Below are 23,969 nucleotides of genomic sequence, written 5' to 3'. Positions count from 1 at the left end.
ATGTGTGGAATTGTAGGAATGATTGGGAATATCGGAGCGAAGGAAATCCTTCTCAAAGGTCTGGAAAAACTCGAGTATCGTGGCTATGACTCGGCAGGTCTTGCGTTGATGCATGACTCTGTCAACGTTCATAAGGAAGTCGGTCGCATCAAGGCGCTACGCGAAGTCGTCCCAGCAGAAGTAGACGGATTGATCGGAATCGGCCACACACGTTGGGCAACACACGGGGTACCGAGCGTACCGAACGCCCACCCGCACCAGAGCACGACGGGCCGCTTCACGCTCGTCCACAACGGTGTCATCGAGAACGACGAGCAGATCAAGGCGACGCTCGACGCACCGTTTCTCTCAGAGACGGACACGGAAGTCATCGTTCAATTGATGGAGAAGAACTTCGTCGCACTTGGTGACGTCGAATTGGCCTTCCGCAAGACGTTGTCTGAGCTCCACGGCTCGTACGCGATCGCGATGATCGACTCAGAGGACAAAGAGCGCCTCTATATCGGTAAGAACAAGTCGCCGCTCCTCGTCGGACTTGGTGATGGTACGTTCAACGTCGTCGCGTCGGACGCGATGGCGATGCTCCAAGTGACGGACCAGTACCTCGAGCTCCACGACGGCGAGATCGTCATCTTGACACGTGAGTCGGCGACGATCAAGACGCTCGACGGCGACGTGCTCGAGCGCGCGCCGTACACGGCCGAGATCGATGCGTCAGACATCGAGAAGGGCACGTACGCGCACTACATGTTGAAGGAGATGGACGAGCAACCGGCCGTCATCCGTAACATCATCCAACACTACCAGAACGACAATGGCGACATCGAGCTCACGGAAGGCGTTCGTTCGCTCGTCTCAGAAGCAGACCGCATCTACATCGTCGCTTGTGGAACGAGTTACCACGCTGGTCTCGTCGGCAAGCAATTGATCGAGCGCGTCGCTGGTGTGCCGACTGAAGTGCACGTCGCGTCAGAGTTCGGTTACAACATGCCGCTCCTCACGGAGAAACCATTGTTCCTCTTCATCTCACAATCAGGTGAGACGGCCGACAGCCGTGCCGTCCTCGTCGAAGTGAAGAAGCGCGGCTACAAAGCGCTCACACTCACGAACGTTGCCGGTTCAACGCTGTCGCGTGAAGCGAACGAGACGATGCTCCTCCATGCTGGCCCTGAGATTGCGGTCGCATCGACGAAAGCGTACACGGCGCAAATCGCCGTGCTGGCGATCCTCGCTTACGACATCGCTCGTGCGAACGGGAAGAAGCTTCCGTTCGACCTTATGACGGAACTCGCTCGCATCGCGACGATCATGGACTCGGTCATGGCTCAAAAAGAAATCTTTGAGCAGTTGGCTGACAAGTTCTTGAAAGAATCACGTAACGCGTTCTTCCTCGGTCGTGGGATGGATTCATACGTTGGTCTCGAAGGCGCGCTCAAGCTGAAAGAGATCTCGTATATCCAAGCGGAAGGCTACCCAGGCGGTGAGCTCAAGCACGGACCGATCGCGTTGATCGAAGACGGCACACCGGTCATCACGCTCGTCTCGCAACCGAACACGCACCTCAACATTCGTGGAAACATCAAGGAAGTTGTCGCTCGTGGCGCAGTTGCCTGCACGATCTCGATGGAAGGCATGGAACACGAGAGTGATTCATTCGTCTTGCCGCGTGTCGAGCCGTTGCTCACACCACTCGTGACGGTACTCCCGCTTCAACTCATCTCATATTACGCTGCACTCGCGCGTGACTGTGATGTCGACAAGCCACGTAACTTGGCGAAGTCAGTAACTGTAGAATAAAGAGTAGGCCAAGATCTTTCGAGATCTTGGCTTTTTTTTGTGATTTACGTTGCGTCAACCGGCTTGATATACTGAGTTTATAAACGACTAAGGAGAGAACGCCATGCGAATCCAAACATTTAAAACATTCATCCTGCCGGAGGAAGTGCGTTCATAAGTTGGCCCACCTCCTCCGATGATTTACCGTATTGGAACAATCATATCGGAGGACTACCCAATTGAAGATTCAACAACTGTATTACATGGTCACGAGTTCGCGCTCACTTGTCATCCAGATGGTATTCACGCTGAACGCCATCTATTACGTGACGACCGCCGAGCTGAACGCGCTGCAGCTCGTCTTGATCGGCACGATTTTAGAAGTATCGATTTTCCTGTTCGAACTGCCGACGGGACTCGTCGCGGATTTGTACGGCCGCAAACGGTCGATTGTCATCGGCACCGGTTTGATCGGACTAGCCCACTTGTTAGAAGGCGGCATCCCAGAATTTTGGGCCATCGCGGTCGCCTCTTCACTGTGGGGAATCGGCTGGACGTTCATCAGCGGGGCTGAGCAGGCGTGGATTGCCGATGAAATGGGGAACCAGGAGTTAGAACAGGTGTTTTTACGAGGCGCTCAGTACAGTTCACTCGGTCGCTTTATCGGGATTGGGATAGCGGTGCTATTCGCAGAAATGACGTCCGTGCAAACGACGATTGTCGTCGCTGGAGGTTTGTTAATAGGACTCGCGCTCCTCATCTGGAAAGTAATCCCGGAAACGAAGTTTGAGCCGATCACCCGAGCTGGCACCTCAAATCTGCTTCAGGCGAAGCAGACGGTAGCAGAAGGCTACGCCCATATCCGCGGCAATACGATCCTCGTTGGGTTGGCCGCCATCACGCTCGTCTGGGGACTCGCGAGCGAAGGGTTCGACCGGTTGTGGGGCGCTCATTTGATCGATACGTTTCGGTTGTCAGAACAAGCGGCCATCTATTGGTTCGGCCTGTTTTATGCCGTTGCGTTTTTACTGAACATGCTCGTCCTCAAAGGTGTCGAGACGTACATCAAAGGACGCTACGCGACGACATTGTTTTGGTTCAACGTTTTGCTCATCCTCACGATGCTTGCGTTCGCATGGGTCGGACAATTCTTTGTGGCCGTCTTGTTGTATTGGACGATTGCCGCGCTTCGGAACGTGCATTATCCGCTCATGAGCGTCATGACGAACGAGCGGCTCCCATCCAAGGGTCGGGCGACGATTTTGTCGATGTTCGGTCAAGTCGATGCGTTCGGCCAAGTCGCCGGCGGTCCACTCATCGGCCTCGTCGCCCTATATACGTCGATTCAAGGGGGGCTCGGGGCGTCAGCACTGTTGCTACTACCGATGCTCTATTTTTTAAGAAGGATTAAGCACCATTAATTCGAAGACCGTGCCTCGATTCGTTCGAGGACGGTTTTTTCAGTTAGATAACGAATCCGCTACAAATGTCTTGTCCGAGCGCAATCAGGGTACAGTAAATATGAGACGGCACAAATGAGGGGAGCGATTCGATGAAACAAAAGAAATGGGCGACGACACTTGGTGCCATGTTGCTCGCGACGTCACTCGCCGCCTGCGGTGATACGACAGAAGAAGACCAAGCTATTGACGTGACAGAAGAACAAATCGCAGAGCAAGAAGAAGAGCATGGCGCGATGGACCATTCGGGATCGGGTGAGGTGCCTGCCGAGTTAGAAGAAGCGGCAGACCCGACGTATCCGATTGACTCGATGGCCGTGTTGACTGCGGACCATATGCTTGAGATGGAAGGCGCGGAAGCGAAGATCGTCGGTGCTTATGAGACTACAGCTTACGCGGTCACGTATACACCGACAGATGGCGGGGAACCGGTCGAGAATCATAAATGGGTGATTCATGAAGAACTCGATACATCCGAATCAGCTCCGCTTGCTGATGGGACCGAGGTGACGCTTCAGTCCGACCATATGGAAGGCATGGACGGCGCGACCGCGACGATCGACTCCAGTGAACAAACGACCGTGTATATGGTCAACTTCATGTTGCAAGACGGAGAAGAAGTGACGAATCATAAATGGGTGACTGAAAATGAATTAGAACCGAAAGAGTGACGAGAAGACTAAAAACAGGGCGATGCCCTGTTTTTCTATGGAGTTTGAAACATTTCATGTCGCGTTGCGTATAAGACAGGAAACACGAATGAAAAGAGGAAATAATATGGTTCACACATGGAATGAGCGAGCGCATACTGCGTTAAAAGGGAAGACGGGGATGTTGCTCATCTGGTCGTTCGCGTGCTCGGTTCTATTAGAGATAGGATTGATGGTAGACCCGACCTATTACGGCTTGGCGATAGAATCTGTTGCGCTGACCGTCCTTAGCCTTGGTGGTATCTTATTTTACATAGTCCTCTACCCAGTTATCGTCGGATACAACTGGCTCATATTAGAGACGGTACGAGGCCAGACAGTTCGATTGAGTGACGTCTTCGCTCCGTTTCGTCACCGCTACGGGAAGCATCTGCTTGCGACGCTTCTCATCATGTTGTTCCAAGTCTTATGGACACTATTATTGGTCGTACCTGGCATCGTGAAGTACTTCTCGTATGCGTTCACGTATTTCATCTTGCGCGACGAGCCGGACCTGTCCATTACAGAGGCAATTACGAAATCAAGGGATTTGATGCGCGGGCAAAAATGGGATGCGTTCAAACTGATTTTGCCGTTTATCCCGATGTATTTAGTCGGTTGGATTTTTTACATACGGCTCGATTTGGTCGTTCTCGGCTCATGGATTTTCCTTGTCGCGACGTCACTCATCCGCCCGTTCATCATCAGTCGATTCGCGATCATGTATGAAGACGCACGTCGGGCGTATGACGAGCAATGGAACCGCTCGGCGTGAAGCGCATCGAGTCTGATTTGACACGCTGACTCGTGATACAATCTTCCTGAAAGAGGGGGAATGCACATGAATATTGGAATCATTGGGGCAGGACTTAGTGGGATTGTCGCAGCACGGGAACTCGTCCGGCAAGGACATACGGTTGAACTGATTGAGAAGAGCCAGAGCGTCGGTGGACGCTTGGCGACCCGACGGATCGGGGCCGGGAAAGCCGATCACGGGGCCGTCTATTTCACCGTACGCGGGGAAGCGCTTAAACAGGCGGTCGCCGATTGGGTCGAGCGGGACTGGGTAAGCGTCTGGTACGCCGACCCGTATCCGCGGTACGTCGCCCGTGACGGCATGAACGCGCTCGCCAAACAGTTGGCAGACGGCTTGACCGTCCAATTGAACGAACAAGTCGAGACGGTCAGTATGGAGAACGGGACGGTCGTCGTCACGACAGACGTGGCGACGCGCCACTATGACCGTCTCCTCATCACGTCACCGCTCCCACAGACGTTCGAGCTGCTCGCTGACTTATCGAGTCAGGTGGCTGAGTCGTTGCGTGAGCTGACTTACGCCCCGACGTTCGTCGGGTTGTTCGAGTTCGCGGGCGACACCCAAATCGGTGCGGACGGGATTATCGACACGGACTTGGCACCTGGTCTGTTGAAAATCATCAACAACCGGCAAAAAGGCATCTCGGCGACAGAACTCGTCAGCGTCTACATGGATGAGGCGTGGAGTGAAGCTTGGTATGAGCGTCCTGCTGAAGACACGCTTCAAGAAATCGAGCGGTTGCTAACAACCGTGACCGGAGACGTAGCGATTCAGTCGAGACAGTTGAAGCGGTGGCGCTACGCCCAGGCGACAGACGTTTGGCACGAGCCGTACTATAAATTGAACGACGCCCCGATTTACTTGGCGGGTGACGTCTTCCTCGAGCCGGACGATGCTTCAGGGCGGACCCGGTTCGAAAGTGCGTACGTCTCGGGTCTCCGCGTTGCGGCAGCGATGCGGTCCTAAACCTTCTGCGGAAGGTTTTTTGATCACGACGCCGAATAGTCAGGCATACGATTTTGAGAAAGGAGGCGTTGATTACGTGAATCGGGTGAGTCTGAAACCGTTGCGCATACAGGACGAAACCGCATTGTACACGTTTGAATGTGAGAACCGTCCCTATTTCGAGCGTTACGTCCCGAGCCGTGGAGACGCGTACTATGAACCTGAAGCATTTCGTCAGGCGTTAGAACGTTTGTTGGCCGAACAAGTGAACGGGGATGGATATTATTATTTGATTTGTCATGGTGAGGCCATCGTGGGGCGTCTCAACATCCATCATGTCAATTTCGAGACCGGGGAAATCGGCTATCGAATCGGTGGGGACTATGTAGGTCGTGGATATGCCACCGCAGCTCTTCAGCAATTACTTACGCTTAACCTTCCTCGATTCACACGATTGATTGCCAAGACGACGACAGATAACAAGGCGTCCCAACACGTCTTGATGCGTTCTGGCTTTTCTCGTGAAGATGAAATACATCAGATTGAATGGGAAGGACGATTCTTATCTTTTTACACATACGTTTACGAAATGGACCGATGAAGCGCCTACTTCGTCGGTCTTTTTATTTGACGGCATCTAGTTTAGGGCATAAACTATCTCTAACTAGTTTAGGGGGTAAACCAAAATGAAAGAATTGATGCGGGAGGCCGTCCAACTATTTGAAGAAGTCATGTTCCACGGAGCGGAACATGTCATTGAGGCGATGGAAGGCGACGTCTGGCGCGAGTATTCGCGTGAACAGCTCCAACTATTAAAACTGCTCGAACAGTTCGGCCCGATTCAAGCGGGTCAGTTGGCGATGAAACAAGGTGTGCATAAGAGCGCCGTTTCAAACCGCTTAAAAAAACTCGTTGAGAAACAGCTCGTCGTCAGTCGACGCGGGCAAGACCAACGCGAACGGTTGATCGAACTGACAGCGGCGGGACACCACGTCGTCGAACAGGCAGATACGGCCGTCTACCATTATGTCGAGTCACTACTCGACGGGAAAATAGATGAGGCAGAGATCGAACAGTTCGTCCGGACGTTCCGGAAAATCAAAGAGCTGCTTCGAATTGGGGAGGAATAACACGTGCGCAAAATTATTCAATGGCGCTTCGGCATCTTGATCGGTCTCGTCGTGTTGACGGCGGCCTTGTTCGTCGCGGCACCAAACTTGACCGAACAGGCAGAACAGGCGGGAAGTTTCCAACTGTCTGAAGACATGGACTCGCAACGCGCGCAAGACATCTTGAACGCTGCGGGCAAGAGCGATAAGACGATTTCGCTCGTCTATGAATTTGAAGCGCTCGGAGATGCCGAACGGGCCGATATTGCCCGGGTAATCGACGAGCTGGAACAAAATGATACGGTCGTCAAAGATGTGCTCGACCCGTTCGAGAACGCCGAGACGGAGGCACAACTCGTCTCGGAAGATGAACGTATCGTCCTCGTCCCGATCACGGTCGAAGGGTCGATGGAGGACATCAACGCTTTCGCGGACGATGTCCGCGAGAACATCCTCCCGACAGACGAGACCGTCTACATCACAGGTGAAGAAATCATCAACAACGATGTGAACTTGAGTGCGCAGGAAGGGTTGAAGAAGACCGAGATCATCACGGTCGTGTTGATTTTCGGACTGCTCTTGCTCGTGTTCCGTTCAATCGTAACCCCGTTCATTCCGTTGATCGCGGTCGGGTTCACCTATCTCCTCAGCCAATCGTTCGTCGCGTTCTTCGTCGACTGGTTCGGTTTCCCGGTCTCGAACTACACACAAATTTTCCTCGTGGCGATTTTGTTCGGGATTGGGACCGACTACTGCATCCTGCTTCTTAGCCGGTATAAAGAAGAACTCAGCGCCGGGCACGCGATCGAGGACGCCATCGTCAACACGTATAAGACGGCTGGGCGGACGGTGCTCATTAGTGGTCTCGCCGTATTCGTCGGCTTCGCCGCGATCGGATTTGCCGATTTTCCGATCTTCAAGTCGGCCGTCGCGGTCGCGGTCGGGATTGCCGTCTTGTTGCTCATCTTGTTCACGGTTGTGCCGTTCTTTATGGCGACGCTTAAGAATCGCTTGTTCTGGCCGTCGAAAAAAGCAGGCGAGCATCACGACAGCAAGCTGTGGGCTGGATTCAGCCGCATCTCGGTCAATCGTCCGTTCGTCTCGATCCTTGTCGTCGCACTGATCACCGTGCCGGTGTTATTCACGTACGACGATGCCCGGTCGTTCAATACGGTCGATGAGATCGGTGACGATTATGACTCGGTGCGCGGTCTCAATTTGATCTCGGAAGGGTTCGGACAAGGCGAATCGCTCCCGGTTCAAATTATCTTGAAGCAAGAGTCGGAACTGACCGAGTCGGATATTCCGTACATCGAGAAGTTCGCGAGCGAATTAGAAAAAGTCGATGGTGTGAGCGGTGTCCGTTCGATCACACGTCCGACCGGTGACGTCATCGATGATTTTTATGTCGATACGCAACTCGAACAAGTGAGTTCAGGGCTTGCCGAGGCAGAGAGCGGTCTCGGTGACGTGCAAGACGGGCTCGCTCAAGTCGAGACCGGTCTAGACGCGGTCGTCAGTCAACTGCCGGCTGGTACGACAAACGCCGGGGCGCCGCTCGCGGAAGCGGCAGCCGGACTCGGCCAACTGAACGCCCAACTCGGTTTGATCGGACAAGGTCTCACGGCGACGCAAAACATCCCGGCGACTGTGGCGCAACTGCAACAAGTGTCTGGTGGTCTCAGTCAGATCGAGGCGGGTATCAATGAAGCAGCGTCTGCGTTGACGGCGCAAGGTGCGCAAGTCGGTGAGCTCGGATCGGGTCTCGGCCAACTCGCGACTGGTGTCGGTGAAGCGAACGCTGGGCTCGCGCAAATCGAAACCGGTCTTGGCGACGCGGTGGCGTTCCTCTCGGCACTCAGTGAAGCGGACAGCCTGCGTGATACGGGCGTCTATTTACCGGAAGGAACGCTCACGTCAGACGAGTTCGCCCCGGCCGTCGAGCGTTACGTGTTCGACGAGGGGACGGCGACACAACTCGAGGTCATCCTTGATATGGACCCGTACTCGCCGGAAGCAATCGATACGGTCGAAACGTTGAAACAGACGATGGAACGTGTCGTGACGGACACCCCATTTGACGACGCGACCATCGGTTACGCCGGGATTTCAAGCATTAACAGCGATTTAAACGAGACATCGACGAACGACTTCAATCGGACCGTCGCCATCATGCTCGTGACGCTGTTCGTCGTTTTGACGGTACTATTCCGTTCGATGATCATGCCGCTCTATATGATCGGGTCACTGTTGCTCACGTACTACACGTCAGCGGCGATCACGGAGCTCATCTTCGTTGAAGGGCTCGGTTATGACGGCATCAGCTGGGCCGTACCGTTCTTCGGGTTCGTCATGTTGATCGCGCTCGGCATCGACTACTCGATCTTCCTACTCGATCGGTTCCGTGAAGAATCGATTAACGGGATGACGGTGCGTAACGCGCTCGTCCACGCCATGACGAAGATGGGGACGGTCATCATGACGGCAGCCGTCATCCTCGCCGGGACGTTCGGGGCGATGATTCCGTCTGGTGTACTCAGCCTCGTCCAGATCGCGACGATCGTCATCACCGGTCTGTTATTGTACGGGTTGATCGTGCTGCCACTCCTCATCCCGGCAATCACCGTATCGTTCGGAGATGGTGTTTGGTGGCCGTTCAAACGAAAGAATAAATGACTAAACAAGACGTCATTCAATTAAACTGTCCCTCAATTGTTAAGTACAAATGACAATTTGAGGGACAGTTTTTATTTGTTTAGTCAATGTGGGCAGAATAGCGAAAAACAAACTTCATATTTGAAAAAATGCACCGAAATATAGTGTAGATCTTTATTCTACTGAAAGAAGGCAACAATCATGGTGAATCATTTTGAAAAAATGAGCTCGTTGTTAGTATCGCGTATGTTGATCGTTTTATTTTTCCTCTCTTATCCGATTATGGGTGTTTTATACTGGATCGGGGAGCTCGCTGGACAAGACGCAGTCAGTTTTATTGTGGTGGGGAGTGTCATTCAGATTGGGTCATAGCTCGGCCATCGCTTCTATGTAGAGCATGCTTGGTTGAAGTATGGGCTCGTCACATTGATGTACATTGCGGCTTCAGCGATTATCTTGACGCTACCAGGTGCGGCGATTCAAAATGTCGTCTTTCTTTACATCGTGTTGACGTTGATGTACTTGAATCGTCATCTTGTTCTATATGGTAGCATGCTCGCGCTAATCGTCTCGGTCTCAGCTGTCTTGATTGGGCGCTTTTCATTTGCAACGCCGCTCGACCTCGTCATTTGGTTCACGGTGCTCACAATGGCTTTGTCTGGCGCGTACTTTGTGTCCTTCTTTGGCGCAAAGTTGTTGCATGAGACGTTCGCACAGCAAGAGAAAGCAGAACAACATGCAGGAAAAATCGAGCTGACAATGGCGAAAACGACAGCGAGTGCGACTACGCTTCACGGAGCTGTCTTCACGATGAATGATTCAGTCGATTCAGTCACAAATGCTTCGGAACAAGTGACGGAACAAATCGGTTCGATGACGAAACGAACATCTGAACAGGCAGGTCTTATCCAAACTGTCGCTTCACAAATCCATTCAACTGTACAGGCGTTTGAACGAATGCAGCAGCAGCTCCAGGAGACAACGTCTCAAGTGAGTGGCGTCTTGCAGGACGCTCACGTCTCGCATGAAAACATGGACTCGACAGAACGTTCGCTTGCTGAACTGAACTTAAGTATCGGTGAAGTCAATCATGCGTTTAAAGGGTTGGCGGAGCGCTTCCAAGAAGTACGGACGATCACGGGGACGATTCAGCAGATTTCATCTCAGACGAACCTCCTGTCGCTCAACGCCTCAATTGAAGCGGCGCGAGCGGGTGAGCACGGGAAAGGGTTTGCCGTCGTCGCGTCCGAGATTCGAAATTTGTCGGCTCAAACCGCCCAAGCCTCATCTCAAATCAATGATATTATCCAACTCGTCATGCAAGAGGTACAAGTGACGGAACGGGCGATCGATGGCAGCACAGAACGTTTGTCGACGCAGGAAGAACAAGTCCGTAAGAGTGGGACGTCGATTCTTTCTATGATTCAGACGACAGGGACGGTCGCGAGCACGGTGGATGAGACATCGACCCAGCTCCAAGTCGTCGCTTCAGAACTGAACAAAGTCCATCAAGTGACGGGCCAAATGTCGGCACTGATGACAGCTCTCGAAGAGAACAGTCAAGACGTGCATGTGTTGACGACGTCGCAGCAACAGGCGTTGGCTTCATTGAAAGATCAAATTGCAGAATTGAACGAGATTGCGAACGAACTCGTCTAAACGATGGACACGCCTTGAAAATAGGCGTGTCCATTTGCGTATACATCTCTTCTAAAACGGGAAAAGTTTTGCGTCAGTCCTAACATGAGGAGGAACGATCAATGGAAATTACAATCACAGCTATCTTAAAGGCTCACCCGGGCAAAGAGAGTGAGTTGCGTCAAGCACTCGATCAGGTCATCCCGCCGTCGCGGCAGGAAGAAGGGTGTCTCGCCTACGTGTTACACGAGTCGATCGATGCGCCGGGTACGTTCGTGTTCTACGAGAAGTATCGGGACGAGACGGCGCTCGACCATCATATCAACTCAAGCCACTATCAAGCGTATCGGCAAGCTGCCGAGACGTTACTCGCTGTCCGTGACGTGTACCGTTTGCGAGAGGTCTGAAAGGAGACAGTCCGATGATCACACAACCGATTATTCCGTGTATTTGGTTCGAACAAGACGTCGAAGCGATTGCCGATTGGTACGTCTCGATATTTCCTGATTCATTCGTCGATTATACGACGAAACTTATCGACACCCCGCCTGGCGAGACGACGGTCGTCACCGTCTCACTCTTTGGTCAGTTCTTTCAATTGCTCGGTGCGGGTAACTTGAAGGAGCGGAATCCGTCCTTCTCCTATATGATTTCGCTCCCGACGTCAGAAGAAGTCGATACGCTGTGGGACAAGTTATCGGACGGTGCTGACGTGCTCACGCCGCTCGACACGTACGACTTTAGTGAACGTTACGGCTGGTTGAAAGACAAGCACGGTGTCTCTTGGCAAATCATGCACAACGGCGGCATGGACATCCAGACGGTGACGCCGTGTCTGTTGTTCGTCGGGGAGGCGTTCGGCCGGGCCGAGGCGGCGATGGACGATTGGGTCACAGTGTTCCCGGACTCGTACGTGCTCGACGATCAGATGATCCGTTACGATAAAGACGATGGCCCAGAATTAGAAGGGAAGTTGAACTACGCCCGTTTCGTCTTATCTGGACGTGAGTTCATCGTCATGGACAGTGCCGAGCATCACCAGTTCGCTTTCAACGAGATGCAGTCGTTGATCGCGTTTTGTGAGACACAAGAACAAATCGATGCGTATTGGGATGAACTATCGTCCGTACCTGAAGCCGAACAATGCGGTTGGCTACAGGACCGCTACGGCGTCTCCTGGCAAATCGTTCCGTGGGAAATGGAAGAGATGCTGACGACCGGCACGCCGGAACAGTTGGCGCGGGTAACGGCAGCGTTCTTGCCGATGAAGAAGATCGAGCTGACCGAGTTGCGGAAAGTATATTGAAACGAACCATGCCGACCTTAGCGAATCAGGGCGGCATGGTGTTATTCGCGTTTTGTTTTGGAGAGTGCGTCTTTCTCGATGATCGTATCGGACAGACGCAGTTGTTCAGCTGCTTCGTCGATGAAAGGCTCACATTGACTGAGCGGTAGCTCGTCTCCTGTCTCGACCGCGTAACACGTCCCGTTTCCGACGGGATCGGTCAAGTTTGGAACATAGTAGAGCGTGTCGTACCGGAACGACCCGTTACGGAACACGGTCAAGTTCGGCTCGTCGTCGAGCAGCGGGCTACCGAGCATGTAAGCGGGTTCCATCCCGAGCAACTCCAAGATGGTCGGGGCGATGTCCGTTTGACCGCCGCTCGCTTCGATCGTTCGACCTTCGTTCAAGTTGGCTGGCTTGATGTAGAGCGGAACAGAACGGTCGAGCTGAAACAGTTCGACGGCCGAATCGGCGTTTTCTGTCTCGGCCATCTCGTCACCTGCTGAGGTCAGGCCGCTGTCATGATCGCCATAAAAGACGACTAACGAATTATTCCACGTCCCGTTCGCCTTCAATTGATCAACCATCAACCCGACGGCCGCGTCGACGTAATGGACGGTATGGTAATAGTTTTGAAGCAGCGGATCGTCATATCCGGTCAAGTCCAAACGCTTCTCTTCTTCCGGAATGTCGTACGGCGTATGGCTCGTCAAAGCGACCATGAACGCATAAAACGGTTCCGCTAACGTGTCCATCGCTTCGACGGAAGTGGTCAAGAAGTCTTTGTCGTTAAGTGCCATGCCGATCACGTCCTGAGCGGGATAATCGTCTTTGCTGAAAAAATGATTGAAGCCGATATTGTCATAGACGTTGTCGCGGTTCCAAAACGTTTTGTCGAACGCATGCATCGCGGCCGTATCATAGCCGGCTTGGCGCAAACGTTCAGGTAAGGCGTCAAACGTATGGTCACCGTACTGAGTGTACACCGAACCGGATTTGACCGGGTAGAGCGAGGTGTTGACCGTGAATTCCGCATCCGACGTCCGGCCTTCGTGCGTCTGATGATAGAAGTTCGGGAAGTACAGCATCTCGTCACGAAGCGCGTTCAAGTTCGGCGTCAGTTCCTGTCCGTTGATCGTCTGTCCGATCACCGACGTCTGGAACGACTCGAGCTGCAGCATGATGACGTTCGTATCCGCCGTTGTCTTGACGTCAGTTGGAGTCGAGGTACCGAGCCGCGTCTCTTCTTGTCCGGTTAAGTCGCCTCCGAAGCCGAGTTGGTCGCCGATGCCACGGAACAAGTCGAGGCCGTGATACCCCCAAAAGCCGTACTCGTAATATTCACGCATGTTTGAAATCGGTGCTTGCTCGTCATCATTCGGCTGACTGACGGTTAACGGAACGACGAAGGCGGTCAAGCCGATGACAAAACCGGCAGCGGCGATCCGGCGGTTTTTTCCTGTGACTTGCGCAGGTCTTTTTCTCATATAGACGAGGACAGCGGTATAAAGCACCAAGTCCGCGAACAATAGAAAGTCGGTCGGTTGAATCAACGTCAGGAAGCCGCCGCCGACGTCGCCCATCTGACCAACGTCTGACAAAAGCGCGACCGACAACAGATTGCCGAAATAGCGATAATACCAGACGTCGGAGATGAGGAGTGTACTGTGTAGAAACAGCGAGGCGAATAAAATCCAGCGCCGTGTTTTCGTCTTCACGAGCAACGCCCAGCTCGTCATCATGAGAATCATCCCGATGTTGACGAGTAAAAAATGAACGTTGAACGCGCTCGCGGTCAAGACGCTGAATAAAAATAGTTTGGCAAGTGATAGTGACAGATAACTCCAATAATCAAGATGGTTCATAAATAGCCTCCAAACGGTACGTACACGTCGTATTCTTTTTCATGTACCTGTTCGTAGGTGGCGGGAAACATGGGGGTGTGCGATGCGGACGAAAAAAAGCGAGGCGAGCGCCTCACTTAATCAAAAACGTGTCCCGAAGCTCGATAATCGTGCCTTCTGGGGCTTGTAGTTTGCTCAGGTGGCCATCGACGACGAAGTAGATATTCCCGCCGTGTTTCGGCAAGAACGTGACACCGAGCGCCTCGAGCCGACCGACTTCCGCTTCAAGGTCATCGACGTACAAGGCGAAGTGAACGGGTCCAGCCGCATGTTTCGAATACGGCGATAACGCCTCGTCCGCCTTCGCCGTCTGAAGTTCGATATAGAAGTCGCCGAGCTTGAGCCAACTGTTGAACGCCCGGGTATGGAAGTCGGGTGACTCTTGGACGAGCTCAAAACCGAGCGTTTCATAAAATTGCTTCGACGCCGCGTAGTCGGGCGTTTGGATACAGAGATGGTGGATTTGTTTCATCGTGTCACTCCTTTGCTTTCATTTTAGCGAATAGGAGCCTGAAGCGGAACTTTTCTTGAAAGAAGACGTATACGACACCGAGGAGGGATACATATGGAAATCCAATACGAATTGACGGAAGAAGACTACATTCGCTTCAACTTGAGTCATATTAGACGTTCAAAGATGGGGAAGAGGATGCTATTCCTGCAGCGCATCATCGGACCCGTCATTATTTTAAGTGTTGGCGCTTTGACGTTCGCGACATTGTTTCAAGATACGAGCTGGTGGCTGTTTGGGGTGTATGGCGTCATCAGCCTCCTCTGGTTCCTGTATTATCCGAAGTATTTTGAACGGCATATCCGAAAACAGACGAAGCGGATGATTCAAGAACGAAGCAATGAAGGCATGATCGGCCCGCATACGATGGATCTGGATGAAGACGGTCTTCGTGACAAAAATGCGTTCGGGGAGACGAAAGTCTCATGGAGCGGCATCAAGGAAGTCGTCGAGGAAGCCGATTATGTGTATTTGTATAACTCGTCGGTCAGCGCCTACATCTTGCCGAAACGCGGGCAGGACATGGAGGAGGTACAACGATGGCTACCGATGCGTTGACGATTCAACCGATTGATGAGACGAACTTGGATGCGGTCGTCGCCTTGACCGTCGCACCTGGTCAGGCCCGCTTTATCGAAACGAACGCGGAATCGCTCCGCGAGATGGACGTCGACGTCAAGTACGCGTGGACGTGCTACGCGCTCTGTCGAGACAATCAACCGGTCGGCTTCATGATGGTCGGGGCCGAGAACAAGGTGGAGCGTTACGTCTGGCTCGACCGCTTTATGATTGATATGGATGAGCAAGGGAAAGGCATCGGGTCAACATTTTTGCAACTTGCGATTGAGTGGATGCAAGAGCGATTTGATGTCGATGACATCATCCTCAGTCTCCATCCGACGAACGAACCAGCGAAACGGTTTTATGCGAAGGGCGGATTTGAGGACAGTGGCTTGATTGATGAAGCGAACGGGGAAGAGATTTGGGTGTATCACGTGAAGCAGGGACAGCCTTCCTAAGTCGGCCGTCCCTGTTTTGGTGGTTGTTGTTCAATTATCGCTTCACCGTGAGTGGACGCAACTGTTTGACCCGCGCCAAGACGATCCAGCCGAGGATGGCTCCGGTCACGCTCGAGGCGAGGAAGGCCGGGAAGAAGAACAGCGCCCCAAACTCAGAACCCATTAAGATTTTCGCGTACGGGACGGCGATGAGCGAGGCAATGACGCCCGTCCCGATGACTTCACCGAGCGCAGCGAAAGCGACCCGGTTCGTCCGCACGTAAAATAGTCCAGCAAGCAAGGCGCCGATCATACCACCTGGGAAGGCGAGCAACGACCCGGTCCCGGTCATGACACGGACGAGTCCGGTCACGAACGCGACGAGGACGGCACCAATCGGACCGACGGTGACGGCGGCGATGACGTTCACCATATGTTGCACCGGATAGGCCCGGGCGACACCGGTCGGGATGGAGATGAACAGGGAGCCGATGATGGCGATGGCGATGAGCATCGCCATCCAAGTGAGTTGTTGAATACGCATGAAGTGTTTCCTTTCAAAATGAAAACGCCACTTCTCCAAGTGGAAAAGTGGCGTGGACAGACAGACGTATCCAAGCCACTTCCCTACGCTGGTATGAGCCAGATCAGGTTCGAAGGGTCCGGCAGTTGCCGTCTCAGCCCGAAGGCTCCCCTAGTGGTCGTTTATTGGTTTGAGTATAGCATAACGTTATTTTGTTGCCTCAATTTTTCGCGGTCGGAAGATGAAATAAATGATACCGCTATACAGGGCGTATAAAAACAGGGAAAACACGAGATTGATGAGCCACGGGAGTGTGCCCATAAATACGGTGACCGAGGCGTTACGGAACCAGCCGAGTGAAAGACATAGTCCGACAAAGCTGAGCACGATTGTCGTCCAAAAGCTGATATCTGGACGTCTAGCCACGCGGCGAACGACTAGGCCGATTATGAAGCTGAAGACAGCCGTCGCACCTAAATACATATAGAGTAACGCATCGACCGGGTATGAATAATAGACAACGTCCATATTATTTCCTCCTAAACGAAGTGTGGTGAAAGGAAGTGAGGTCAGTGAGGAGTGCGATCCCATGGCGTGACGAGTCTTACCGTGAACAGTTCGAGCACTGGCTCGATGGCCATGTGCCAGGCGTGACGTGGCGGGTTGTGAAAGATACGGATTTGACATACTTGATGTATGGAGAGTACGGAGCAGACCGTTACTACGCCAAGGCGGTGACGCCAATTAGTGATGGCGAGGCTGAACTGTCGATGCATCTAGCCGAACGGCATCCGGGACTCGTCCCGGAGGTCATCGCCATTGACGCGGCACGCAACTGGCTACTTATGCGAGACATCGGCGGGGATGCACTTCGCGAATACCCTAAGCACAGTCGGTACGAAGCGGCTGTGCGTCAATATGCGAAACTACAGAGAAAAGAAGCGAATTACATGGATACGCTTTTGGCCTACGGCATCCCGGACCGGCGTCCGGCTCGTCTAAAAGAAGAGATACGGACGTATTTACCCGAGTTATGTACGGGGTTAGATCGAGATAAGGCAGAGGCGGTGCTGGCGCTCCAAGACAAACTCCTCACCATGTGCGACGAGCTCGCGACTGGGGTGCCGATGAGTCTCGAGCATGGCGACTTACATGGCGGCAACATCTTTTGGCGCAAACAGACGGATGACTTATGTATTCTCGATTGGGGCGATGCGACCGTCACCCATCCGTTCTTCAGCGTCCGTGTGTTTTGGAACGCGCTCTACGACTTGTTGCCAGAAGACGATGAAGTCGCATGGTATGAACAGATTCAGAAGATGCGTACCGTCTACTTGGCTGAGTGGGAAGGTGTGGCGCCTCGGGACGTGCTATGGCGCCATTTGTTGATCGCTGAAGAGCTCGGTTGCGTGTATCGGGCACTGTCGTGGCATGTATATGTTACCAACTATCGGTATGATCCGTCCGAGTCAGCCGATAAACCGGCCCAATGGCTTAACTTGTTCCTCGAGTATCGGGACTTGAAACGTCGCGGTACGTGATCACTCGTTCTTCTCGAGCAGGTTTTCATAATCCGTCTCGTTCCAAAACAGCTGGGCGATCGACTCCGGTGCTTTCAAAATCTCACCGTCTTGGTCGTAGACGATAGCGTAGCCGTTTTCGATCTCAAAGACGATCAAGTCGGCCGTCACTTCCTTGACGCCGTTCCCGGCAATGATGACGTTCTCGATTGGGTCGCGTGCGACTTGAACTCCCCATTCGTCGAGCTCGACGATGAGCGCTGACGTGTAGGCATGGCGGTCGTAAATCGATTGAAACTCGTCTTGCGTCAATGTGACGTCGGTCGGCGGGGCACTCGTCCCGTATTTGCGCTTCTCAATCTCCTCAACGAATTGCGTGAACGACTCTTCTTGCCAAAAGAGCGGTGCGACCGACTCGGGACCGTTGGCAATCTCACCGTCTTCATTCTCATAGACGGTCGCATACGTACCGTCGTCGAGCTTGAACGGATAAATATCGGCGTATGTATGATGGATCCCGTCCCCGGCGATGACGACGCGTTCGAACGTCTCCCGGAACGGTGTTAGCCCTTGGGTTTCGAGCGCTGCTAACAAGTCTTGGGCAGTCTCGTGTTGGTCAAAGACGTCTTTGAAATCTTCTCGTGTCCATTCGATCGTCGCTTCTTCATCTTGTTCGTTCATATCAGGAGAGACGATTGGTTTCTCGGCTTGATCGGTACAGCCTGTCAGCAAGAACGCGCTTAAGCCAAGTAGTCCTAACCGTTTCATAAAACAACCCCCTAGTAAGTTACATTATTTCCCTATTTTACATTAGCGTAGCATGTATGAAATGGGATGAGAACCTGGATACTTTCTCATCTAGGGCAAATGGAATCGCTACCTCGTCTGGTTCAATCAATACAACCTGTACGATTGAACAGGGGAATGTCGACTTTTGGCGAACACATTTAGGAAACTGATTTAAAGGAGAGAGAGAGATGCCAAAACGAAAATTTGCCAATCGTCGTGATTGGGAACGCATATTAAAAAATCGATACGCACAAATGGAGGTGCGGGACGATCGCTTCTCGGGCACCGTCGCCCTCTTTCAAATTGACGCCGTCCGAGCCCCACAATATAAGATGCATAACGGCGAGGAGTTCATCGTCGCCGACGCAGGTTACGCGTGGCTCCAGTACTTCTCAGAACATGAACCGTTCGGGGTGACCGTCATGTTCGATGACCGGGGCAACATCGTCCAATGGTACATCGATATCGTCGAGGGGATCGGGTATGAGGATGGGATTCCGTACATGGATGACCTCCTGCTCGACATCCTCATCTTCCCGAACGGTGACGTCGTCCGTAAAGACGAGGATGAGTTCGAAGCGGCAGCCAAGTCAGGTGAGCTCACACCGGAGATGGTCGACCGTGGCTGGCGTGATTTCAAGGCGACGCTCGATCGGATCGAACGCCGCGACTTCGTCTATTTTGATTTAGCGAACGAGCATTACGAGCAGTTGAAGCAAAAGCTTTGAGTCTTCCCGTACTGCTTTTGGTACAGTGAAAGAACAGGGGGGAAGATAGATGAAACAAATTGATCTCGAGAAGTGGCCGCGTAAAAAGCATTATGAGTTTTTCAAGGCGTTTGACGCCCCGCATTTCAACGTGACGGCGAACGTCGACGTGACGAAGCTACATACGTTCGCGAAGACGCGCGGACAGTCATTTTTCAAGCTGTTCTTATACGGCGTGGTGAAGACGGCGAACGCCATCCCGGAACTTAGGTACCGGATGCGCGGTGACGTGGTCGTCGAGCATGATGTCGTCCATCCATCGTTCACCGTCATGATGGATGATGACGTCTTCAATTTCTGTACGGCGACGTATAAAGACGCGTTTCCCGACTTCATGGAGAAAGTGGCCGTGCGGATGAGCGGGGCGAAACGAGAAGTCGTCGTCGGAGATGACGAGCCGGACAGCCTGCTCTATATTACGAGCGTACCTTGGCTCACGTTCACGAGCATCAGTCACCCGACGAATGACCAACAGCACGATAGCGTTCCGCGGATCGCCTGGGGCAAATTCACGAAGGTTGGCGACCGGATGATGATGCCGCTCTCGGTTCAAGCGCACCACGCGCTCGTCGACGGCGTCCATGTCGGGAAATATTATGAGAAACTGCAGGCGTGGCTCGATGATTTGAGCGACCTTCACGTCAAACAGCCTGAAGAGGTCGGACTCGACGAGGCGATCCGCCTGCGCGAGAACGGAGAGCTCGAGCGGGCGAAGCAGCTGTTGCTCATGCTGTTGCGTCAAGATGAGAAGAATCCACGACTCCACGCGCAATGTGCCTGGTGTTATGACTCGCTCGGCGAAGAGCGTCAAGCCGTCCCGCACTATGAGCGGGCCATCCGACTCGGTCTGAGCGGTCACGAGCTCAGTGAGACGTATATCGGGCTCGGCAGCACGTACCGTGCGCTCGGTCGTTACGAGGATGCCGAGGAGCTGTTTGCTAAAGCGATCGAACAGTTCCCTGACATCGCTGCCTTGAAAGTGTTCCAAGCGATGACGCGTTACAACCTCGGACAGCATCAGGAAGCGACCGGTGCGTTGCTCGAGCTGCTCGCTAGTCCGCAGCCAGATGACAGCATTCAGCGTTATCGTCGCGCCATCGCGTTTTATGCGCGCAACCTCGACGAGACGTACGATTGATCCGGAAGACAAGGCCTGTGGAAGCGGCCTTGTCTTTTTTGGAGACGAATTGATTGACCGATCCAAATTGCCGTGTTATATTTATCTCGAATTAAAGATAATTAAATTTAAAGTATTGTTTTCTCTCAACAAAGGAGGGGAAAAGATGAAACAATCAGATGCCTTAAAAGCGATTACCGTCTTATTTCGAGCCTCGCAGTCGATCCAGGACATGGTCAAACAAGAAGTCGCCGCATATGGACTGAACGCGACCGAATTCTCGGTACTCGAACTGCTCTATCATAAAGGCGACCAACCGATTCAAATCATCGGTAAAAAAGTCTTGCTCTCGAGCGGCAGCATGACGTATCTCGTCGATCGGCTCGAGGCAAAAGGCTACTTGGTCCGGAAATCTTGTCCGAGCGACCGCCGCGTGACGTATGCCGCATTGACTGAAGCGGGAACCGACTTGATGGATCAAATTTTTCCGATACACGCGAAACGGATGCACGAGTTGTTCGACGGACTCGATTTAGATAACACAATCACTCAATTAAAGACGGTCGGCAAACGTGCCGAGGCGTCAAAATTTTTTAATTAATTATCTCGGAATCAAGATTTTGAAGGAGCGATTTAGATGAACCATGTAAAAGGGATTCACCACGTGACGGCGATCACGAGCAGCGCCGAAAAGAACTATGACTTCTTTACGAACGTCTTAGGGATGCGTCTCGTCAAGAAGACGGTCAACCAAGACGACATTCAGACGTATCACTTGTTCTTCGCGGACGATAAAGGTAGCGCCGGGACGGACATGACGTTTTTCGACTTCCCAGGCATCCCAAAAGGCGTGCACGGGACGAATGAGATTTCAAAGACGTCGTTCCGTGTCCCGACGGATCAGGCACTCGACTACTGGGTCCGCCGTTTTGATCGGTTAAAGGTAAAACATGAAGGCATCACCGAGCAGTTCGGCAAGAAGACGCTGTCGTTCGTCGACTTTGACGACCAAGCGTATCAGCTCATCTCGGACGAGTTCAATCAAGGTGTCGCTTCCGGTGAGCCGTGGCCAAACGGTCCGATTCCGCTCGAGTATGCCATTACTGGCCTCGGGCCAATCTTTATCCGCATCTCTGACTTCACGTACTTCAAACAAGTGATGGAGCAAGTCATGTTGTTCGAAGAGATCGGGCAAGAAGGTGACAACCATCTCTTTGAAGGAGGTGAGGGTGGAAACGGAGCGCAAGTCGTCGTCATCCATGACGAGACATCTCAGCAAGCACGCCAAGGGTTTGGAACGGTTCACCACGTCGCGTTCCGCGTCGACGACCGCAGCGTCCTCGATGAATGGACAGCGCGGCTGCAACAGTTCGGGTTACCGACGTCAGGTTACGTCGACCGCTTCTTCTTTGAATCATCATACGCACGCGTCGCACCGCAAATCTTGTTCGAATGGGCGACCGACGGACCAGGATTCATGGGTGACGAACCGTATGAGACGGTCGGTGAGAAATTGTCGCTCCCACCGTTCTTAGAGTCGAAGCGTGAGCAGATCGAAGCGATGGTCCGGCCGATTGATACGGTCAGAAGTACCAAAACGTTCGAGAAAGAATATGAGGGTATGCCATCATGAGTTTTTTCAATCGTTTGTTCGGTAAACAAGAAGAACCAACCAACTCACAAGGAGGAACTACTATGTTGAAAATTGGAATCGTACTCGGATCGACTCGTGAAGGACGCGTTAGCCCGCAAGTCGGAGAATGGGTAAAAAAACTTGCCGACAAGCGCGGTGACGCCAACTATGAAATCATCGATATCGCGGACTACAGCTTACCGCTTCTCGGCGAGGCAGGCGGCGACGCGACAGGTGCCGCGGCATGGTCGGAGAAGATTGCAGAGATGGACGGTTTCGTCTTCATCGTACAAGAGTACAACCACTCGATGACAGGCGCGCTCAAAAACGCCCTCGACTACTTACGCAACGAATGGCATAACAAGGCGGCAGGGATCGTCTCGTACGGTTCGGTCGGCGGTGCTCGGGCAACTGAGCATGTGCGCGGTGTCTTGAGCGAACTCTTGATTGCCCACGTCCGGGTCCACCCAGCGCTCTCGCTCTTCACAGATTTCGAGAACGGCACGCACTTCGCACCGAAAGACGTACAAGTCCAATCGGTGAATGATATGCTCGACCAGCTCGTCCCGTGGACAGAAGCGATGCAGACGGTTCGTACGAAAGCGGCGGAAGCAACGAACAACTAATCAAGCAACTGGTTGTCCTTTTAGGGACGATCAGTTTTTTTGTGTTACTGTTCATTCGATATTGCATCGTGTATCGTCAGTAAAAGAAGGGAACAAAAGAAGCATACATATAGCCTGAAGGAGGAAACAACGATGAAATGGATGATCTATGGCGCGAACGGCTATACGGGTGAACTGATTGCCCGGCAAGCAGTAAAAGAAGGGATGACGCCGGTGCTCGCAGGGCGGCGCGCGGACGCGATCGAGCGTCTTGGCGATGAGCTCGGATGCGAGACGCGTGTCTTTAGTCTGTCGCTCGACAAAGCGAAGCAGGAACTCGCTGACATCGACCTCGTCTTGCACTGTGCTGGACCGTTCGCCGATACGAGTCAGCCGATGGTCGAGGCGTGCCTTGCGTCACAGACTCATTACCTCGATATTACCGGGGAAATTGAAGTATTCGAATACATTCATTCGAAGAAACGGGCCAAGCTCGCGCAAGAAGCAGGCGTGTTGCTGTGCTCGGGTGTCGGCTTTGACGTCATCCCGACCGACTGTGTGGCCCGCAAGTTGAAGGAACTCATGCCGGACGCGACGAATCTCGCCCTCGGCTTCTCGGCCGCTGCCGGTATTTCGCGCGGAACGATGAAAACAGCAATCCGTGGGCTCGGCTCGAGCAGTGCCGAGCGGAAAGACGGAAAACTGTCGCCGTTCCCGCTTGGGGCCAAGCGTCGACAAATCGACTTTGGGCGCGGCAAGAAAACAGCGCTCGCGATTCCGTGGGGTGACGTCTCGACCGCGTATTATACGACGGGCATCCCGAACATCACGACATGGATCCCAGTTCCCCCAGTGGCCGGATATGCGTCTCGTCTCATGTCGTTCTTTAGTCCGATTCTTGGTAGTGACGCTGTCCAAGGACGTCTCTTACGCTATGTCGATGAACATATTAGCGGACCGGATGAGGCGGAGCGGGACGGGTCGTCGACGTATGTTTGGGGTGAAGCAACGAATGCAGACGGACACAAATATATCGTTCGCATTCAGACGGCGAGCACGTACGCCTTCACCGTCTATGGGGCGCTCGAGGTCGTGAAACGTCTCGTCGGCTCAAGCCGGGTCATTCCTGGAAGCTTCACACCAGCGATGTTGTTCGGCTCGCATTTTATCGAAGAAATCGAAGGGTCGTCCTCGTTCGTGATTGATGAAGTCCGCCTGTAAAGCGGTG

Annotated in this window: 25 protein-coding genes and 1 riboswitch; of the genes, 20 read left to right on the top strand and 5 right to left on the bottom strand. The window is 53.0% G+C overall.

Annotated features, from left to right (window positions below):
* The 11 genes from glmS (at position 1) to EVJ32_RS06680 (ending at position 12,395) form a co-directional block, all read left to right on the top strand.
* On the top strand, positions 1-1,797 hold the full coding sequence (glmS, locus tag EVJ32_RS06730; protein WP_131457625.1) for a glutamine--fructose-6-phosphate transaminase (isomerizing): 1,797 nt from the start codon (positions 1-3) through the stop codon (positions 1,795-1,797).
* 218 nt (positions 1,798-2,015) lie between these two features.
* Positions 2,016-3,197, top strand: coding sequence for an MFS transporter (locus tag EVJ32_RS06725; protein WP_131457624.1), 1,182 nt, complete (start codon positions 2,016-2,018; stop codon positions 3,195-3,197).
* 131 nt (positions 3,198-3,328) lie between these two features.
* Positions 3,329-3,907, top strand: a complete 579-nt coding sequence (locus EVJ32_RS06720) for a YdhK family protein (RefSeq protein ID WP_131457623.1) — start codon at positions 3,329-3,331, stop codon at positions 3,905-3,907.
* Between the two features lie 106 nt (positions 3,908-4,013).
* Entirely contained in the window at positions 4,014-4,700 is a 687-nt protein-coding gene (locus tag EVJ32_RS06715; protein ID WP_131457622.1) for a DUF975 family protein, read from the top strand.
* 66 nt (positions 4,701-4,766) lie between these two features.
* Entirely contained in the window at positions 4,767-5,708 is a 942-nt protein-coding gene (locus EVJ32_RS06710) for an NAD(P)/FAD-dependent oxidoreductase (protein ID WP_236634142.1), read from the top strand.
* Positions 5,709-5,784: 76 nt separating this feature from the next.
* Positions 5,785-6,288, top strand: coding sequence for a GNAT family N-acetyltransferase (locus EVJ32_RS06705; RefSeq protein ID WP_161568786.1), 504 nt, complete (start codon positions 5,785-5,787; stop codon positions 6,286-6,288).
* A gap of 85 nt (positions 6,289-6,373) precedes the next feature.
* Positions 6,374-6,817, top strand: coding sequence for a MarR family winged helix-turn-helix transcriptional regulator (locus tag EVJ32_RS06700; RefSeq protein WP_070329310.1), 444 nt, complete (start codon positions 6,374-6,376; stop codon positions 6,815-6,817).
* Between the two features lie 3 nt (positions 6,818-6,820).
* Complete coding sequence (locus EVJ32_RS06695) at positions 6,821-9,472, top strand: MMPL family transporter (protein WP_131457619.1); 2,652 nt, start codon at positions 6,821-6,823, stop codon at positions 9,470-9,472.
* Between the two features lie 384 nt (positions 9,473-9,856).
* Positions 9,857-11,110, top strand: a complete 1,254-nt coding sequence (locus tag EVJ32_RS06690) for a methyl-accepting chemotaxis protein (protein WP_131457618.1) — start codon at positions 9,857-9,859, stop codon at positions 11,108-11,110.
* Positions 11,111-11,211: 101 nt separating this feature from the next.
* The gene (locus EVJ32_RS06685) at positions 11,212-11,496 is read left to right on the top strand and encodes a putative quinol monooxygenase (protein WP_131457617.1); all 285 of its coding nucleotides are present in this window, start codon (positions 11,212-11,214) and stop codon (positions 11,494-11,496) included.
* Between the two features lie 14 nt (positions 11,497-11,510).
* On the top strand, positions 11,511-12,395 hold the full coding sequence (locus EVJ32_RS06680) for a VOC family protein (protein WP_131457616.1): 885 nt from the start codon (positions 11,511-11,513) through the stop codon (positions 12,393-12,395).
* 41 nt (positions 12,396-12,436) lie between these two features.
* Here the strand turns inward: EVJ32_RS06680 and EVJ32_RS06675 are convergent, their stop codons facing one another.
* Together EVJ32_RS06675 and EVJ32_RS06670 are read right to left on the bottom strand one after the other, a co-directional pair.
* On the bottom strand, positions 12,437-14,239 hold the full coding sequence (locus EVJ32_RS06675) for an LTA synthase family protein (RefSeq protein ID WP_131457615.1): 1,803 nt from the start codon (positions 14,237-14,239) through the stop codon (positions 12,437-12,439).
* Positions 14,240-14,351: 112 nt separating this feature from the next.
* Positions 14,352-14,750, bottom strand: a complete 399-nt coding sequence (locus tag EVJ32_RS06670) for a VOC family protein (RefSeq protein ID WP_131457614.1) — start codon at positions 14,748-14,750, stop codon at positions 14,352-14,354.
* A 93-nt stretch (positions 14,751-14,843) separates the two neighbouring features.
* On the opposite strand from EVJ32_RS06670, the gene EVJ32_RS06665 reads away from it, so the two are divergent.
* Together EVJ32_RS06665 and EVJ32_RS06660 are read left to right on the top strand one after the other, a co-directional pair.
* A complete protein-coding gene (locus EVJ32_RS06665; RefSeq protein ID WP_131457613.1) occupies positions 14,844-15,347 on the top strand; it encodes a YcxB family protein in 504 nt (167 codons plus the stop codon).
* Positions 15,329-15,808 (top strand): GNAT family N-acetyltransferase, encoded by a 480-nt coding sequence (locus EVJ32_RS06660; RefSeq protein ID WP_084812999.1) that lies wholly within the window; start codon positions 15,329-15,331, stop codon positions 15,806-15,808. Before EVJ32_RS06665 ends, EVJ32_RS06660 begins: the two co-directional genes overlap by 19 nt.
* Positions 15,809-15,842: 34 nt before the next feature.
* On the opposite strand, the gene thiW is transcribed toward EVJ32_RS06660, so the two are convergent.
* Both thiW and EVJ32_RS06650 read right to left on the bottom strand, forming a co-directional pair.
* Complete coding sequence (gene thiW / locus EVJ32_RS06655; protein WP_131457612.1) at positions 15,843-16,331, bottom strand: energy coupling factor transporter S component ThiW; 489 nt, start codon at positions 16,329-16,331, stop codon at positions 15,843-15,845.
* A gap of 63 nt (positions 16,332-16,394) precedes the next feature.
* A riboswitch (TPP riboswitch) is annotated at positions 16,395-16,493 on the bottom strand.
* 24 nt (positions 16,494-16,517) lie between these two features.
* Positions 16,518-16,838, bottom strand: a complete 321-nt coding sequence (locus tag EVJ32_RS06650; protein ID WP_070329301.1) for a hypothetical protein — start codon at positions 16,836-16,838, stop codon at positions 16,518-16,520.
* Positions 16,839-16,882: 44 nt separating this feature from the next.
* Here EVJ32_RS06650 and EVJ32_RS06645 point away from each other — a divergent pair, with 44 nt between their 5' ends.
* The gene (locus EVJ32_RS06645; protein WP_131457611.1) at positions 16,883-17,851 is read left to right on the top strand and encodes a phosphotransferase family protein; all 969 of its coding nucleotides are present in this window, start codon (positions 16,883-16,885) and stop codon (positions 17,849-17,851) included.
* Here the strand turns inward: EVJ32_RS06645 and EVJ32_RS06640 are convergent, their stop codons facing one another.
* Positions 17,852-18,598 carry a hypothetical protein gene (locus EVJ32_RS06640; RefSeq protein WP_070329299.1) on the bottom strand — a complete coding sequence of 249 codons (747 nt, stop codon included), beginning with the start codon at positions 18,596-18,598 and terminating at the stop codon, positions 17,852-17,854.
* Positions 18,599-18,807: 209 nt separating this feature from the next.
* On the opposite strand from EVJ32_RS06640, the gene EVJ32_RS06635 reads away from it, so the two are divergent.
* The 6 genes from EVJ32_RS06635 to EVJ32_RS06610 all read left to right on the top strand — a co-directional run bounded on the left by EVJ32_RS06635 (position 18,808) and on the right by EVJ32_RS06610 (position 23,962).
* Complete coding sequence (locus tag EVJ32_RS06635) at positions 18,808-19,347, top strand: ribonuclease FAU-1 family protein (protein WP_131457610.1); 540 nt, start codon at positions 18,808-18,810, stop codon at positions 19,345-19,347.
* Between the two features lie 49 nt (positions 19,348-19,396).
* Entirely contained in the window at positions 19,397-20,524 is a 1,128-nt protein-coding gene (locus EVJ32_RS06630; protein ID WP_131457609.1) for a tetratricopeptide repeat protein, read from the top strand.
* A 145-nt stretch (positions 20,525-20,669) separates the two neighbouring features.
* Positions 20,670-21,104: a MarR family winged helix-turn-helix transcriptional regulator gene (locus tag EVJ32_RS06625; protein ID WP_070329296.1), complete on the top strand. Its 435-nt coding sequence runs from the start codon at positions 20,670-20,672 to the stop codon at positions 21,102-21,104.
* A gap of 36 nt (positions 21,105-21,140) precedes the next feature.
* Positions 21,141-22,136 carry a ring-cleaving dioxygenase gene (locus EVJ32_RS06620; RefSeq protein WP_131457608.1) on the top strand — a complete coding sequence of 332 codons (996 nt, stop codon included), beginning with the start codon at positions 21,141-21,143 and terminating at the stop codon, positions 22,134-22,136.
* Complete coding sequence (locus EVJ32_RS06615) at positions 22,133-22,762, top strand: NADPH-dependent FMN reductase (protein ID WP_070329294.1); 630 nt, start codon at positions 22,133-22,135, stop codon at positions 22,760-22,762. Before EVJ32_RS06620 ends, EVJ32_RS06615 begins: the two co-directional genes overlap by 4 nt.
* Before the next feature lie 132 nt (positions 22,763-22,894).
* Positions 22,895-23,962 (top strand): saccharopine dehydrogenase family protein, encoded by a 1,068-nt coding sequence (locus EVJ32_RS06610; protein ID WP_070329293.1) that lies wholly within the window; start codon positions 22,895-22,897, stop codon positions 23,960-23,962.
* Positions 23,963-23,969 lie beyond the last annotated feature (7 nt).

The sequence above is a fragment of the Exiguobacterium sp. SH5S4 genome (assembly GCF_004337045.1).
In the GTDB taxonomy this organism is placed as follows: domain Bacteria; phylum Bacillota; class Bacilli; order Exiguobacteriales; family Exiguobacteriaceae; genus Exiguobacterium; species Exiguobacterium aurantiacum_A.
Note: the sequence above shows the minus strand (reverse complement) of the source record. Positions and strands in the feature narration are given on the sequence as shown.

Coding starts and splice junctions, on each gene's coding strand:
- glmS (WP_131457625.1), top strand. CDS start 1: ATGTGTGGAATTGTAGGAATGATTGGGAATATCGGAGCGAAGGAAATC.
- EVJ32_RS06720 (WP_131457623.1), top strand. CDS start 3,329: ATGAAACAAAAGAAATGGGCGACGACACTTGGTGCCATGTTGCTCGCG.
- EVJ32_RS06715 (WP_131457622.1), top strand. CDS start 4,014: ATGGTTCACACATGGAATGAGCGAGCGCATACTGCGTTAAAAGGGAAG.
- EVJ32_RS06710 (WP_236634142.1), top strand. CDS start 4,767: ATGAATATTGGAATCATTGGGGCAGGACTTAGTGGGATTGTCGCAGCA.
- EVJ32_RS06700 (WP_070329310.1), top strand. CDS start 6,374: ATGAAAGAATTGATGCGGGAGGCCGTCCAACTATTTGAAGAAGTCATG.
- EVJ32_RS06685 (WP_131457617.1), top strand. CDS start 11,212: ATGGAAATTACAATCACAGCTATCTTAAAGGCTCACCCGGGCAAAGAG.
- EVJ32_RS06680 (WP_131457616.1), top strand. CDS start 11,511: ATGATCACACAACCGATTATTCCGTGTATTTGGTTCGAACAAGACGTC.
- EVJ32_RS06675 (WP_131457615.1), bottom strand. CDS start 14,239: ATGAACCATCTTGATTATTGGAGTTATCTGTCACTATCACTTGCCAAA.
- EVJ32_RS06670 (WP_131457614.1), bottom strand. CDS start 14,750: ATGAAACAAATCCACCATCTCTGTATCCAAACGCCCGACTACGCGGCG.
- EVJ32_RS06665 (WP_131457613.1), top strand. CDS start 14,844: ATGGAAATCCAATACGAATTGACGGAAGAAGACTACATTCGCTTCAAC.
- EVJ32_RS06660 (WP_084812999.1), top strand. CDS start 15,329: ATGGCTACCGATGCGTTGACGATTCAACCGATTGATGAGACGAACTTG.
- thiW (WP_131457612.1), bottom strand. CDS start 16,331: ATGCGTATTCAACAACTCACTTGGATGGCGATGCTCATCGCCATCGCC.
- EVJ32_RS06650 (WP_070329301.1), bottom strand. CDS start 16,838: ATGGACGTTGTCTATTATTCATACCCGGTCGATGCGTTACTCTATATG.
- EVJ32_RS06640 (WP_070329299.1), bottom strand. CDS start 18,598: ATGAAACGGTTAGGACTACTTGGCTTAAGCGCGTTCTTGCTGACAGGC.
- EVJ32_RS06635 (WP_131457610.1), top strand. CDS start 18,808: ATGCCAAAACGAAAATTTGCCAATCGTCGTGATTGGGAACGCATATTA.
- EVJ32_RS06630 (WP_131457609.1), top strand. CDS start 19,397: ATGAAACAAATTGATCTCGAGAAGTGGCCGCGTAAAAAGCATTATGAG.
- EVJ32_RS06625 (WP_070329296.1), top strand. CDS start 20,670: ATGAAACAATCAGATGCCTTAAAAGCGATTACCGTCTTATTTCGAGCC.
- EVJ32_RS06620 (WP_131457608.1), top strand. CDS start 21,141: ATGAACCATGTAAAAGGGATTCACCACGTGACGGCGATCACGAGCAGC.
- EVJ32_RS06615 (WP_070329294.1), top strand. CDS start 22,133: ATGAGTTTTTTCAATCGTTTGTTCGGTAAACAAGAAGAACCAACCAAC.
- EVJ32_RS06610 (WP_070329293.1), top strand. CDS start 22,895: ATGAAATGGATGATCTATGGCGCGAACGGCTATACGGGTGAACTGATT.